Origin of the sequence: Providencia sp. PROV182, assembly GCF_028480325.1 — a bacterium.
GTDB classification, from domain to species: domain Bacteria; phylum Pseudomonadota; class Gammaproteobacteria; order Enterobacterales; family Enterobacteriaceae; genus Providencia; species Providencia hangzhouensis.
Map to the genome: position 1 here is coordinate 178,129 of NZ_JAMPOL010000009.1, position 14,828 is coordinate 192,956.

General features: G+C 33.7%; 17 protein-coding genes. 2 read left to right on the forward strand and 15 right to left on the reverse strand.

The window, feature by feature from the left end:
• Nucleotides 1-7: 7 nt before the first annotated feature.
• The 12 genes from PR834_RS07795 to PR834_RS07845 all read right to left on the reverse strand — a co-directional run bounded on the left by PR834_RS07795 (nt 8) and on the right by PR834_RS07845 (nt 11,502).
• Complete coding sequence (locus tag PR834_RS07795) at nt 8-484, reverse strand: GDP-mannose mannosyl hydrolase (protein ID WP_014656703.1); 477 nt, start codon at nt 482-484, stop codon at nt 8-10.
• 20 nt (nt 485-504) lie between these two features.
• On the reverse strand, nt 505-1,467 hold the full coding sequence (gene fcl / locus PR834_RS07800; RefSeq protein ID WP_041705062.1) for a GDP-L-fucose synthase: 963 nt from the start codon (nt 1,465-1,467) through the stop codon (nt 505-507).
• A 10-nt stretch (nt 1,468-1,477) separates the two neighbouring features.
• Nucleotides 1,478-2,584 carry a GDP-mannose 4,6-dehydratase gene (gmd, locus tag PR834_RS07805; protein ID WP_014656705.1) on the reverse strand — a complete coding sequence of 369 codons (1,107 nt, stop codon included), beginning with the start codon at nt 2,582-2,584 and terminating at the stop codon, nt 1,478-1,480.
• Between the two features lie 42 nt (nt 2,585-2,626).
• Nucleotides 2,627-3,448, reverse strand: coding sequence for a glycosyltransferase family 2 protein (locus PR834_RS07810; protein ID WP_014656706.1), 822 nt, complete (start codon nt 3,446-3,448; stop codon nt 2,627-2,629).
• Nucleotides 3,449-3,450: 2 nt separating this feature from the next.
• Complete coding sequence (locus PR834_RS07815; protein ID WP_272536567.1) at nt 3,451-4,194, reverse strand: glycosyltransferase family 2 protein; 744 nt, start codon at nt 4,192-4,194, stop codon at nt 3,451-3,453.
• Nucleotides 4,195-4,868: 674 nt separating this feature from the next.
• A complete protein-coding gene (locus PR834_RS07820) occupies nt 4,869-6,029 on the reverse strand; it encodes an O-antigen polymerase (protein WP_014656709.1) in 1,161 nt (386 codons plus the stop codon).
• A complete protein-coding gene (locus PR834_RS07825; protein WP_014656710.1) occupies nt 6,016-7,296 on the reverse strand; it encodes a glycosyltransferase family 4 protein in 1,281 nt (426 codons plus the stop codon). Before PR834_RS07825 ends, PR834_RS07820 begins: the two co-directional genes overlap by 14 nt.
• The gene (locus PR834_RS07830; RefSeq protein WP_272536569.1) at nt 7,293-8,204 is read right to left on the reverse strand and encodes a hypothetical protein; all 912 of its coding nucleotides are present in this window, start codon (nt 8,202-8,204) and stop codon (nt 7,293-7,295) included. Before PR834_RS07830 ends, PR834_RS07825 begins: the two co-directional genes overlap by 4 nt.
• Before the next feature lie 6 nt (nt 8,205-8,210).
• The gene (locus tag PR834_RS07835) at nt 8,211-9,524 is read right to left on the reverse strand and encodes a flippase (protein ID WP_272536570.1); all 1,314 of its coding nucleotides are present in this window, start codon (nt 9,522-9,524) and stop codon (nt 8,211-8,213) included.
• Between the two features lie 464 nt (nt 9,525-9,988).
• A complete protein-coding gene (locus PR834_RS20415) occupies nt 9,989-10,378 on the reverse strand; it encodes a putative zinc ribbon protein (protein WP_014656714.1) in 390 nt (129 codons plus the stop codon).
• Nucleotides 10,379-10,629: 251 nt separating this feature from the next.
• Nucleotides 10,630-10,872, reverse strand: a complete 243-nt coding sequence (locus PR834_RS07840) for a helix-turn-helix transcriptional regulator (RefSeq protein WP_014656715.1) — start codon at nt 10,870-10,872, stop codon at nt 10,630-10,632.
• A 96-nt stretch (nt 10,873-10,968) separates the two neighbouring features.
• The gene (locus tag PR834_RS07845; RefSeq protein WP_041705068.1) at nt 10,969-11,502 is read right to left on the reverse strand and encodes a putative zinc ribbon protein; all 534 of its coding nucleotides are present in this window, start codon (nt 11,500-11,502) and stop codon (nt 10,969-10,971) included.
• A 21-nt stretch (nt 11,503-11,523) separates the two neighbouring features.
• Here PR834_RS07845 and PR834_RS07850 point away from each other — a divergent pair, with 21 nt between their 5' ends.
• Nucleotides 11,524-11,739 carry a hypothetical protein gene (locus tag PR834_RS07850; protein WP_014656717.1) on the forward strand — a complete coding sequence of 72 codons (216 nt, stop codon included), beginning with the start codon at nt 11,524-11,526 and terminating at the stop codon, nt 11,737-11,739.
• Between the two features lie 146 nt (nt 11,740-11,885).
• Here PR834_RS07850 and PR834_RS20385 read toward each other — a convergent pair whose 3' ends face one another.
• From PR834_RS20385 to PR834_RS07865, 3 genes are all read right to left on the reverse strand, one after another.
• Entirely contained in the window at nt 11,886-12,116 is a 231-nt protein-coding gene (locus PR834_RS20385) for a hypothetical protein (RefSeq protein ID WP_324187617.1), read from the reverse strand.
• A 354-nt stretch (nt 12,117-12,470) separates the two neighbouring features.
• Complete coding sequence (locus PR834_RS07860) at nt 12,471-12,707, reverse strand: helix-turn-helix transcriptional regulator (RefSeq protein ID WP_014656719.1); 237 nt, start codon at nt 12,705-12,707, stop codon at nt 12,471-12,473.
• 107 nt (nt 12,708-12,814) lie between these two features.
• Nucleotides 12,815-13,402 carry an inovirus Gp2 family protein gene (locus PR834_RS07865; protein ID WP_014656720.1) on the reverse strand — a complete coding sequence of 196 codons (588 nt, stop codon included), beginning with the start codon at nt 13,400-13,402 and terminating at the stop codon, nt 12,815-12,817.
• Nucleotides 13,403-13,836: 434 nt separating this feature from the next.
• Between PR834_RS07865 and PR834_RS07870 the strand changes: the two genes are divergently transcribed.
• Complete coding sequence (locus PR834_RS07870; RefSeq protein WP_060561596.1) at nt 13,837-14,775, forward strand: hypothetical protein; 939 nt, start codon at nt 13,837-13,839, stop codon at nt 14,773-14,775.
• Nucleotides 14,776-14,828: the final 53 nt, after the last annotated feature.

Consider the following 14,828-nt stretch of genomic DNA (forward strand, 5'->3'; position numbering starts at 1 on the left):
AATTTACTTACCATGAATGATATGGGTTATTGATAAAATAAGCTTTTGTGTTCTCATGAACGTCGGTGGAAGATAATAGTTTGTTAATATCCCACCATTTATAGTTATTATGTTGCTCTACTGGTAATTTGCTGAGTTTAATGTCTTGCTTTATTAAATAACCTAATACAACGTAATGAGTTGTAAATATTTCATCAGAAAAATTATCTTGATAAAGGTGCTGGTATGAACCAATAAATGTTGCGTCCTTTATATGGTGAATAATACCCAGCTCATTAGCAGTTAAACGTTGAAAAGCAACCTCAAATGTTTCATCTTTGCAAATACGCCCTCCAGGTACAAACCAATAGCCTTGTGCAGGCCTATTATTTCGTAACCCTAGTAACACTTGATTTTCTGAATTACAAATAATTAGGTCAATAGATACTAAAGGGGTAGATGCAACGATAGTTTTAAAAGTCTCTATATCTAATCGTTGCGTCATATTTATATGTCTATTTTTTATTACATGCGGAATTTTTGTTGATTTTTCAAGAACCACTGATAGGTTTGGGTAAGCCCTGATTCTAAGTCAACGGAATATGACCATCCAAGATCTTTTAATCTAGATACATTCATTAATTTACGTGGAGTACCATCAGGCTTACTACTATCAAAGGTAATATTTCCTGTGAATCCAACTACTTTCGCCATTGTTTCTGCCATTTCACGTATCGTACAATCGACACCTGTTCCAACATTAATGTGTGACAGCATTGGCTGGGTATTTTCTTGATAGGTTTCTTTATCTAGTTCCATCACATACACTGAAGCTGCAGCCATATCATCAACATAAAGAAACTCACGCATTGGTGTTCCGGTTCCCCAAACAATGACTTCTTTATCATTATTCAGTTTCGCTTCATGGAAGCGGCGCATTAATGCCGGAATAACATGTGAATTTTCCGCGTGAAAGTTATCATTTTCACCATATAAATTGGTTGGCATGACACTTCGGTAATCACGACCATACTGTCGATTATAAGATTCACAAAGTTTGATCCCTGCAATTTTTGCAATCGCGTAGGGCTCATTAGTGGCTTCAAGTCTACCTGTTAAAAGTTCGCTTTCTGACATTGGTTGTTCGGCTAATTTAGGATAAATACATGAAGAACCTAAAAATAATAAGTTTTGAACATTATTTTTATGTGCGGAATGAATAATATTGCATTCAATAATTAAATTTTCATAAATAAAGTCTGCAGGATAGGTATTATTAGCATGAATTCCACCAACTTTTGCAGCTGCCAAATAAACTTCATCAATTTTATTTTTTTTAAAAAATAAATCGACAGCAGCTTGGTTTGTTAAATCTAATTCACTACGGGATTGGGTGATCAGCTCAATATCACTACGATTTTGTAACTGTCTTACGATTGCAGAGCCAACCATACCATTATGGCCAGCAACAAAAACTGTTTTTCTCACGTATTATCCCTTAATTTTCTAAAGAAATAGATACATCAAAGCCATTGGCTTTAAGTAAAGCGTGTTGTTTTGCTTTCTCAATATCGGAAGCAACCATTTCTTTACACATATCTTCTACTGTAATTTCAGGTACCCAACCTAGTTTTTCTTTAGCTTTAGTTGGGTCGCCTAATAAAGTTTCGACTTCAGCAGGACGGAAGAATTTAGGGCTAACGCGGACAATCACATCACCTACACTAACATGTGGTGCAATATCATGATTTACAGAAGATACAGTTGCTATTTCATCGACACCAGTACCACTGAAAGTTAGCTCAATACCCGCTTCTTTTGCAGACATACGAACAAATTCACGAACTGAAATTTGTTTACCTGTTGCAATAACAAAATCATCCGCTTGCTTTTGCTGTAACATCATCCATTGCATACGCACATAGTCTTTAGCATGACCCCAGTCACGGAGTGCATCCATATTACCTAAATATAAACACTGTTCTAACCCTTGAGAAATATTTGCAATAGTTCGTGTTATCTTTCGAGTTACAAAAGTTTCACCACGTCTGGGAGATTCATGGTTAAATAAAGTACCATTACAAGCATACATACCATATGATTCTCTGTAGTTTACTGTGATCCAATAAGCATACAATTTGGCAACAGCGTAGGGGGAACGAGGATGAAATGGTGTCGTTTCTCGTTGTGGGATTTCTTGTACTTCGCCATAAAGTTCAGATGTTGAAGCTTGGTAAAAGCGAGTTTTCTTTTCTAATCCATTAATACGAATGGCTTCTAAAAGTCTTAGCGTTCCAATCGCATCAACATCAGCAGTATATTCTGGCGATTCAAAAGAGACGGCAACATGGGACATAGCACCTAAGTTATAAATCTCATCTGGCTGTATTTCTTTAACAAGACGAATTAAATTAGATGTATCCGTTAAATCGCCGTAGTGTAATTTGATTTGTTCATTGTTATTAACTACAGAATCGATACGCTCAGTATTAAACGATGAAGCTCTACGTATTAAACCATGAACTTCATATCCTTTCTCAAGAAGAAATTCTGCTAAATAAGAACCATCTTGACCTGTGATACCAGTAATTAAAGCTATTTTCATTGTAAATCTCCCGCAATACTATATGGTTGTCTCAATTTTTAGTTATTTAAAAATAAAATTAATAAATGGTAAATAGAATATGCTTTTTACGATTTTAGATGTTATCTTTTTATCATTTATTATCTTAAATAATGTTACATTTGGCTTTTTAGTATATTTATTGAAGATATCGATCATTATCTGAAAGTGTTTTTCAAAGTGAACTGAAGATAAACCAGAAGAATGTCTTCTATATTTTACACCTTTTGAACCACTAAAGAAAAATTTATATTTTTCAGCTAATCTTAATTTAAAATCCCAATCCTCATATAAAGACATTGATTCATTAAAACCACCCACAGACATGAATTGTTCCTTTCTCATTAGCATATCTCTAGGTACTGGAATAACCATATAGCAAAGTTTTTTGTGTATCCAACCATTCGCTGAGTTAAATTTAGTTAATTTTGTTTTAAATGGAATTGGATTTGAATTTTCATCTACACTGTTAAAGCCTGAATATACGATAATATCTTTATCAGAGCTAGAAATTATCTTTTTTACTTCTAATTCAATTTTATCTGAATAATATTCATCATCAGGATCTAGAGTAGAAAAGTATTCACCATTAGATTGTCTTATTCCAAAGTTTCTTGAAAAAGAAACTCCTTTATTTATTTTATTCTGATAAATGTGAATATTGCTGTACTTTTTTTCCATGTCTTTCAATACTAACATTGAATCATCAGTAGAACAGTCATCCACGATGATAATTTCTATGTTATTATACGTTTGATTTTGAATGCTTTTTATGCATTTTTCTAAATAAATGGCATTGTTATAATTCGGTATAATTATAGATACTAATGGGTTATCAGTGGTCATAACTATCTCATTTTAATCTTTCGTTTTATCTTATTTTTGATCCAATAAAATAAACTGTTGTATACTCCTAAAAATCCGTAGTATTTATACACTATTTTATATTTATCATATCGTTTTTGTTTTGATATTTTATCTGAAACACCTCCACCTTCATAAATTGAAACAGGAATTTTTATATGAGTAGTCGTATATTTATTTTTTTCTGTAATTTTAACTACTAATTCATAGTCTGCATAGATAGGGTAGGATAAATTATATTTTAAATCTTGGCCTATAAGCTCTTTATTAAAGAACATGGATTGATGACAAGCCATAATAACTCCAGATTTTAATATACTTATATTTTCAGCAGGAACTATTTTTCCATTATAAAACATATCACCATAAACTATAGCTTTTTTCTTATCTAAAGAAGGTATGATTTTTTCTAAAGTATCGTGTGCATAAAAGGTATCTCCTGCATTCATAAATATAAGCCAAGTGCCTGACGCCATAGCTATGCCTTTATTCATAGCATCATATATACCATTATCTGGCTCACTAACCCAAATGATAGTTTTATCCTGATTATGGTGAAATATGTTATTTAGGTAGTCTATGGTTTCATCTGTAGAACCTCCATCTATGATAACGTATTCAACATCATCAGATATAGAGTCAACGATGGAATCAAATGTTTTTTTTAGCCCCAAGTAGTTATTAAAACACACGGTTATTATACTTATATTTTTTCTTTTAATTTTCATTATAGTCTCTTATTAATGGTTTTTCTGTATTATATATAATAATCCAGTAGCATTCTGTGAGCCGAATAAACCCCCATTAGTAATAGATAGGTTTAGATAATAATAAAATAAATCATAAAAACTAAGTAATACTTTCATTGATGTGTGATTAAGTAATCCGTCAAACCCAGAGTCATTAAGTACGCGAAAATACATTAACCCATTTATTTTTAGTTCAATTGCAAGGTAGTAGATTATAGAGTAACAAAATACTGCGATTATTGCTATCGTTGTAATCAATTTTATGATTGATTTGATATCTAATCTAACATAATTACCAATTAATAATAGAAATGAAAATATAAAAAAGATTAAAAAACCACTTTTTCCAACTAGCATTGATGCGCATAAATAAAATAAAGTAATAATAGTTAATTTCAAACTCGATATTTTTTTACTCCAAATAGATTCAATTACATAGTGTAATAAGAAAAATAAACCTATTATAGTGGAACCCATTGTTCCTGTTTGTTCTAATATTCCACTATATCTCATTCCTAAAGAAGAAAATTCATCTATTCTATAGGAATTGTAATTGATAATTATTTTATATATTGAGAAAACTTCGGGTTTTAACCATTGTAAATATATTGATAATGGTATTGTAATAATACAAATATTGAATGCTAGTTTTATTACCTATTATTTCTATAAATGCATTCTTTTTTTTCAGAAAGGATAATTAACAAATCCATTATTAAAAATAAAATAATTGCATATGCAGATGCTACATTCAATATTGGATGCCTAAAGTAAGAAACAAACAATATTAAATATAAAGTGTATAATGTTAAAAATCTAAATTTAGATTTCAGTAAAAATATAAGTACAATAAGAGTAAAAATAGATTTTATTAATATCCCGAATATTCCGAATGCTCCATAGAACCAAGACCACCAAGGATAAAGAACATTTCCATCATAAGCATTATTAGGACCTAGTCTATGAAATTCAGATATAAAGTCGGCATCATACACAGAAATAGGGTTAGAAATTGGTTCGATTATAATTAAAAATCGCTCAATAAAAAAACCAAAAAAAGGATACAAAATTTGCTCAATATCGTTGCTTATTTTTTCAATGGAAAACTCAGCTAAATAAAAGGAGAATGCTTTATATTTAAAAAATGCATTTAAGATACCAGTAATCGAGCTATTAATAGTATCTGCTCGTCCTTGGTAAATTGTAAGGATTCCAGCTATTATTACAACTAATATTGAAAAAATAATGAGTTTCAATATTACCTTGAAAGATAGACCTTTTAAAGATAAGCATAATATTATTAAAGATATTAAGTTGGCAAATTCTGAGCGAGATAAATTATAAGCACTAACTAAAAAAACGCCTAATAAACAAGCAATTATGATTTTAAAGTTATATTGATAAGATATTGAGATTGCACACATTACAACAAAAAATGGAGATGCTAACATCATAAATCTACTTGAGTCTTCATCAAATACAAGTTGTTCTCTTGTTGCACCATCAAGAATCAAGTTTAATCTAAAATAAAAGTATAGGAATGCTATTAATACTATTATATAAAGGTAATGCTTTTTTCTTTCTAATGATTTTCTGACATTGATTGAAAAAAAGTTATTTAATGATTCTACTCTTTTTTTATATATGTGCATTATAATTATAAATACTAATGTGGTTAAAAACCAATCTAGTATAGAGGATGCTAAGATTTCGAAGGGCAATGGGTATTTAAAATCCAAAATATAAGTTGTAGATAATGCTCCCCAAAAAAATATAGAACTTAATATTATAACCAAGTATTTACTTAAATTCATATGAGCCTTTTCTTTGATAAAAATCATCTTGACACAATTGGTATAAAGCTAAATATTGATTAGCTACAATACGTTGAGAGTAAAATGTAGTAGCTCTAGTTCTAGCATTTAATGAAAACTGAATATTTTCTTCATTTAAAATGAATTTAATTCCTGATGCTAGATCTCTGGAATCAAATGCATTTGCCAGATATCCTGTTTTTAGATGCTCAATAATATCTTTTAGCCCTGTAGTATTAAATGCAACAACGGGGGTTCCACATGAATGTGCTTCAGTTGCTGCTTGTGGTAAATTTTCAGTTCTAGATGGAACTATCATTATATCTGCTGCATTATATATTGAACATAATGTCGTATCATCATGTACATGTCCTAACCATCTTGTCTCAAAAGGTAAATTGGTAAATTCTTGAGGTTTACTTTGTCCGAAAATCAAACACATAATTTTTTTATTATCAATTGTCTGTGACAAATAATTCAGTGATGCTATTAAAAGATCAAATCCTTTGTTTGGATCTTTTCCTCCACCCATAGCACCAAATAAAATAATTGTTTTATTTAGCGGTAAATTTAATAAATTACGACAAAAGAATTTATCTAAAGGTTTATAGATATCAGTATCTAGTGCATTAGGAATTATTATGATTGGGTAATCTTTAAATAAAATGCTATTTTTTGCACATTCAGCCATCCAATTACTTGGGGCAACTATGTGCATATACTGTTTTTTCCATGCTTTTTTTTTCCGTAACCAAACCAACTTATCTAAATCTAGCCCCTTATCTAAATTATTTCTATTACTGGAGGAATAGCCTATTTTCCAACGTGCATTTTCATCATAATTTGTCACATGTTCAGTACCACAAAATGGCCACATATCATGTAATGTCCATACAATAGGTTTTTTTATTCTACCAATATCTTCAATAGACATAGTTTCACCAGCCACCCAATGTAAGTGGACTATATCAATATTGCTAGAATTAATTTTTTTTGCCCAACGTGATGGTAACCAATCACCAGAGTGAAAGTTAACGTTATGGGAACGTTGTAATTTATTAATGTAATGACCAATGGGGGAGCGAAATAAATTACAAGATTTTTCAAATCTGGTAGATGGACCAGATATAGACCAATGGTCAGATAATTTGTTTCTAACAAGCATTTGAGAGTCAATGCCTAAATCTAGTTGAGCCATGTGGAGCCTATAAGCTGCTCTTGCTGCACCACCGATTAAATCTGAGTGAGAAATATGAAGGATTTTCATGATAAAAATATTCTTTTTAATTTTCTAATTATACGAGGAAGTATATTTGGCCCAGTTGAATAGTAAAATTTCTTAATTTTATTAACAATAATTTTATTTTCATTGAAAGTATCTGGCCAACTAATATCATTTTTATTATTTAATGACGTTTTATAAATATCTATTTTTCCACAGTTTTCACCACTACCATCATTACCGATATTAGAAACATAACTTTGTGTTGGGTTTAAGCACAATCCATTATGTTCAAAAATTGTGGCATACCAAAATATTGCCCATGTATTTAGAGTTCTATTTTCATTTCCAATTACTTGTGACCAAAAATCATATGTATTATCAAGATTAAATGATTTTATTTTGGTTTCAGACCATGTATCAATTAGTTGCTTCGGATTTTTATTAAAATAGGCCCAACGATCAGACCAAGTTGCCCATCCCCAACAATTCATAACACGCCAGAAAAATGCATCTGGGAGCTGTTCTGCATTTTTTAATGGATAATTCCAACCACTAATATGCCAAATATGTTTATTATTTTCATATTTATCTAGCGCGGTATTCATAAAATTTAAAAAATATGGTGATGTAATTATATCATCTTCCAGTACTATAGCTTTTTTATATTTTTTTAAAACCTCACTAACTCCATCAATAATATTTTTTGCTAGTCCATTGTTTTGTATTCGCTCAATTAATTTAACTGATTTAAATCCATTTAAGTTTTTTATAATATTACGAACTTGGTTTACTGCATTTTCATCAGTTTCAGTCTTTGGACCATCGGAGTAAACAATTAAATCAGATAATAAAGCTTCTGAATTTAATAACAATGCATCTATTGTACGTTGTGTATGTATAGGTCTTGCATATACAAATAATATGATTGGCGCTAAATTTGTATTTTTCATGTTTTTTTATTTTAAAAGTAATAAACTTTTTATTTGAAGTATTAGTATCTTGCGTGATAGAAATATATTGGCAAATACGGCAGAGAAGAACTGGGCTAATACTGCGCTGATAGCTGCCCCAATAATCCCATATAATGGAATGAGAATTATATTTGATACAATACAAACTACAGCTCCTATTATTGTTTTGTATAAGCTCAATTTAGATTTTCTTTCATTTACAATCCATAAACTTTGAGCTACTCCCATATTAATAAATATATTTGTAAATACTATTATGGTTAAAACAGGTGCTCCAGTTATGTATGCATCACCATAAAGAACTTGAACGATAAAGTGAGAAAGTATTGCAATAGGTATGCAAACTAACCAACCTAACATTGCAAAAATACGAAAAATTTGTTTTAAAGTTTTATAGAATGAATCATCTCCTTTAGCTTTACTTTGTGCTACTAGCGGAGCTACGCTTACTGATAAAGTCATTGGAATAAATTGCCATATCACAGCTAAAGGTAACACTGCTGCATAAATACCTAACTCTTTATCGCCTAAATAATTTTTAATCATCAGTTGATCCACTCTCATATATAAAATGATTGAAAGCCCACTAATTATAAACGGCCATGATTCTTTTAAAAGTATTTGTGCACGTTGTTTTATTTTTACCCATTGATTTGGGCACGGATATTTTTTGTATGCATATAAAAGGCCACAGGCGACAGCACATGTTTCAAATGTAATGACTGCCGAAAAAGCAAGAATAGAGGCACTACTGAGAATTAAGACAATTTTAATACCATTTGAAATTATATATGCGGTAAGTTTTACGATTACTGTACGACGATTTTGACTTTGACTTTGAAACCATAAGTCGATGGTATCAGCGGCTTGAAATACTAATGTTGCCCCCGCAAGAGCTGTGATATATACACTTTGACTATTCCATCCATTCAAAAGAACCATACCGCCAACGGCACAAAACCAGCAGATTAAGCCAATAATAATTCTTAGTGTAAATACTGTCCCTAGAATTTCCCCTGCATTGTTTTTATTTTTAGCGATATCTCTGACTATTAAACCATCCATACCTAATGTACATACAGCTTGAAAAAAAGCTAAATACGCTAAAACATAAGCTAATTCACCATATTGTGTCGGTCCTAAATAACGAGCCACCCATGCGCTAACAGCTAACCCTAACCCCATCCTGACAAATTTATCAAGTAATAACCAACTACTATTACTCACTATTTTTTGTATATTGGGATTGCTTTTTATTTTTGCATTTATCTTAGTGATAAAGTTAATTTTAGTGAGCACAAATATAATTTCTCAAAATGTTATGTTGTAAAAAATAATTTAGAAATATGCTAAGAGCCTATCATCAATAGGAGCTAAATTCATGAACTTACCCAGCCATATCAATGCTTAAAAGTCAGGTTGTATAAGGTTTTTGTTATATCGATAATATATTTTCTATGCAGTAATTAACCCCTATTGAGATAGGCTCTAAATAGCTATTACCATGAAAGAGATTATTAACAATATGACGAACAACAGCAGAACCAATAAAGCTACCAGTAGCTGTAGCTAATATTTTTATCTTGAAGTGACTAGTTGTATTTTTAACCTCAAAAAAAGAGCATCAGAAGTGGTTATATCATTATTTGGGTACGCTACCGCCCCGGGCTTACAGCTACCTGTTCACTGATAATTCTTAATTTGTACAAATAGTTTTGGGTATTATACCCAAATAAACTCGTGTAAAATAGTCTTTAATTAAACTATCTATAAACATTCTGGGCAGGAATACACCAAATCCCCTCATGGCACTTCGGGCAACATTTTTGATTACTTGTAAAATACTCACGACACTGCACGCAAAACCAATCCGTGATCTTTAAAATAGGGGACACTGACCTAACCTGTGTGCTCAGTCGTGCCTTGTCTTCTAAGTTCTTGATCTTACTGATGACCCGCGGACAGTGCTCTGCACTCTGAGGATCAGAATGGGTAAACCATGACTCCGTTGGCGTCTTGTGCAGTGTGACGGGCTCACCGCAGTGAGCACAGTAATAGTTTTCTCGTGAATAACTCGGTTCTTGGGTGGCTCCCGCGAAACGATTGTTCTGCGTTAAGGCTAGCGACATTTTGACTTCATGTAATTTAAGCATGGGTGTGCTCCTTCTGTAAAATTTAAACTAAACGTTCTGAGTACCCAACATTCAGGATTCACACTCGGCAACCCACCTTGAAACTTAGAAGACCACTGAGCTGTGCCTGCATGCGTATCGAGCCAGGTTCGTATGTTTAGGGCGTCGCTTTGCCTAGAGCGCATTCAATCGCACCAGGTGTGGTTGAAATTGAGTTGGTGGGTAATGGGTGGGTATGCTATGAAAAATGCTCGGCGACTCGCGCTAGTGCCTTAGGATCCAAGGGCGGAGTTGCCCTCTCTCGATTCATCAATGCGCGCTTGTAGCCACTGTTCAACCTCGCTTTTCAGCCATCTTGAGCTGCGTCCCAGTTTAATCGGTTTGGGAAACTCACCGTCCTGTATGAGCTTGTAGAACCATTTATCCGTAAGCCCGGTAAACTGAGTGATAAATTTCATATCAACGAACTGGTCATTCAGCAGGCTGGTGGTTGGGGTTGTTTGAATCATCGTCATTGTCTTGTCTCCTGAGTATGAAAAGGAGAAGGCGACTGAGGTGGGGAATGCGTGGTGTCAGTCGTCCTTCAGACAATAACGGACTGCTGTATTTTTTTATTGCGCCTCATCGATAACATTCGGTTCAGTGAGGTCCGTCAACCGCAGCAATGGGGTGCGTACCAACGATTCAATACCCTGATTATTCAGCGCGTAATGAAAATAGCTGTGGTTTTCGGTGACCTGAGAAGCAGGTATGCTGTAAATCCCCTCTCTGCACTTCGGGCAGCACTTTCTGACTGGTCGCTGCTGGCTGGTGTAAAACCGTCGACACCAGACGCAATACCATTCCGTGATGGGCTTTATGGGATGAAGCTCGGAGAACTGTTCAGCTTGTTGAGATTGTCGCGTCAGATAACTGATAGCCGCGTTTACCTCAGGATAATCGAGGTATTTCTTATCAACGGGGTGTGCAAAGAAAAAATGCCGTTTACGGCGGTCCAGATACACCGGTAAGTGACAGTGTGGACAGTAAAAGGGAATGGGTAGTGCCGGTTGCCAGCGCTCCTGCTCTTTAAAGGCATTTGTCAGGCGGCCATCAGGTAATTCAGCGATACCGAGCTCCAGTTCATTCAGATTGTAAATGTTCATTGTTTCTCTCCGGTGTGTTGTGTGTTTGAGCAGGACAGTAATAATGGGGCTGAAACCCGTTATGGCGAAGCGGAATATGACGGTATCGGGTATTACCATACGTCGGAGGATGGACGGGTTAATCTGCGTCAGGAAGTCGATCCCAGTAACAACAGTCCAATTGTCATTGCCTATGTTGTCGGCACCGACCACGCTACGGTCTACAGCAACTGCAAAGTGACGGCTGAAGAGGAGTAATGGGTGTGAATAACGCGCTCAGCGCCATTCTGAGCGTTTTATTAAGGCAAGGGTTAAACTTGCACGGTGTCCCACAATAAACGGCTATAAGGGCCATAGAGATCATCATACAGCCCCTTGCTGCTACAGCATTCCCTATGGCTGACTTAACGATGACGGGAACGAGGACGACCTATCGGCTTATCATTCACATCAGGTAGACGGGAGATATGGTAAATCGGGTCAAAGGGTTTCTGCTCGGCTTTGGCTAAATAGTTCACCACGTAACGCATTGCCTTACAACCAGCATAATCATCAAAGTGTACCGGACGGCGTATAGCGTATCGATAATCGCTTTTATCAGGACAGTGGTAGATATCCCCTTCTCCGTCAGTCACGGCTCTCCACAGGCGTTCTGTTACATCCTGAAAGCCCCATTTCTTACAATGCCGCTGGCCATTGACGTAGATGGCTGCATGAGCATGTAATTTACCACCAGGGCTTTCTTCCAATACCCAGGCATAACCTATTACTCCGGGATATTCTGAGAGACTTAACATCAGGATACTCATATCCCGACTGAATTGATGTTCATCTTCGCAATGGGAACGGTCGGTATTATCAGACCAATGGAAGTCCGTCCGTATCATCAATATTTTGGAATACACTCAAATAACGCTGACTGGTGACGATGTAATTAATTCTGTAATTGAGTTGTAAAAAATCGCTGTAACTGACTAAATTAATAATACTTAACCTCTAGAAGCGGTGATACGTTCATTCAACCAGTGTTCAACCTCACTTTTCAGCCAGCGAGAACTACGACCTAGTTTGATTGGTTTGGGAAACTCACCGTCTTGAATGAGTTTATAAAACCACTTATCCGTTAAGCCTGTGAGCTTTGTAATGAATTTCATATCGATAAATTGGTCATTCAGTAAAGAAGATGATGGCGCTGTGGTCGTTGATGTTTCAATTGGATTTGTCATGAGAAAGGACTCCTGTCTTTAAAGTTAAAAGGCAGAAGGGATATCGATAAATGTTTAGGGATATCTCTCTTGCAAAAGATATCCCCCTCATGTTTTTTATTGGTAGATTAACGGCTGCACCCAAAAGAACGCTCACCATCACCATAATATTTTGTATGTTCTTTGGCTAAGTAGCGACAGCGCTGGTTTAATTCGAATATCGTGCTTTCATTATTGGGTTTATTATTATCTAGCCACGTTATGGAATTATCTGGAATATGAATTAAATAACGCTCCGCAGGGTAGTTCACACCAATAGCACTACACCATGCTTGCTGTATTAATGCATAAAGCGTCCCTTCAGTTTTAACAAAGTCACCTAACCCCCAATAAACATCTTTATTTAACAGCAAAAGAACATGATAGTGTTTTTTGTTGTTTATCTCACCGAACTCTCTGACCCAGACATAAGATAACGGGCATATGTGGTTACGCTTCCATATTTTATTCTTACGTTTTAGGTCAGCATTTATTTTGGCTTTTAACGATTCAAAGAATCGAGTGATGACCTTTGAATCGTTAAAGTGAAATATATTTTCAGATGGGAAACGTAAGTCAACTCGAACAGCAGTAACACGATTGTGAATTAAAAGTGCTTTACGGATAGTGTGGTTTATCTTTTGAATGTAATGATCATTGTAGGTGTAACTAGACATGATTAATACCTGTGGTTGGTTTTATTTCATATCTAGAAGTGATGTTGTTAAAAATAGGCATTCATCATTTAACCAAGATGATGAATATATGGATAGGTGAGTCAGTGACAGGGTAATGTTTAATCTTTTAAGTGTGGTAGTGATGCTAGTTATCTTTATAAAAATAATACTATACCAACACGATAAAGCCTTTCTTTATCTTATCATCAATGCCCGTGACAGCGCGTTTTTGAACCACAATGAGCCGCTTCTTTTTGAGGAGAGCCAACTCTGATATTAACTTATCTAAAGATTAGCCTTTACTCTAATAATAATTAGTGCAGTTATCGTGAGTTTTAGCACATAAATAGGGGTTTTCATGTAGTACAATGACACCTTAAACACTACGTAAAATACTATGTAAATATATGCAAAAAATACTACGTGGAGAATAAATGATAAATATAAATGTCAATGATAATTATTTGGAGTGCAGACAATATTATGCTGTTCTGTTCTATATGTTTTCAGAAAAAACACTGTCGCCTAATGAGCTTTATAAAATGATATCTGAGGCAAAGAATAAGAATGTGTGTACATTACTTAGTGAGTTAAATCAGCATGTCGGGAATAGATTTAAAAATGTTGATTATTATCTCAGAACGATAGAGAAAAAGATTATCCCAATAGAACAATTATCTTTTTTAACGGATGAAAGAATATCATTTGTTATCTTAAACTTTCTCATGAAATCGTATAATAAACACCTTATAGAAAATGATTATAAATCAATTATGACTGGAGTGTATAATTATTCACCTTTAAATTTTATTCCAATAATGGGTAAAAATACACCTTTTCATTATATTGTTTGCTTTTTGGATTTTATAGTTTTAGTTATGACTCCTAAAGATTTTAATGCAATAGTTTTTCAAATGAGAGATAAAGCTTTATCTATTACTAAAGAGTATCCAGATCCTTTTTCATTTTTGTCAAAAAAAACTGAAGCGTTAAAATGGATATCCGAGAGGTTGATCCGCGCCAATATTGCTGTTGATGATGATGTTAATGTTCTTATTCAAAATGAAAAATGGAAATTGATTATTTCCTGTTTTGATTATTGGGCTATTTTTTCAAGTGTGGAAGCTGTCAAGCTTTTTCTATCTCAAACAAGAAAAGCTTGGAGCCAAAAAAAATATCGTGATGGTGTTAAAGATAAGGCTGTACTGAATACGTATATTTCCAAATCATCAATGGTAAAATTAAAAAAAATAGCCAAAAATCATAATAAAAATATTAACGAAATTATCGAGGCGATGATTGATCAGATTGATCTACCACGGGATCCGCTCGAAGAACTCATACTGTTAGTTGAAAAGAAAAATTTAAAATAATTTCAAATATATATTATTACCTTGAATAATGATAAATTTATTTTCAAGGAGTT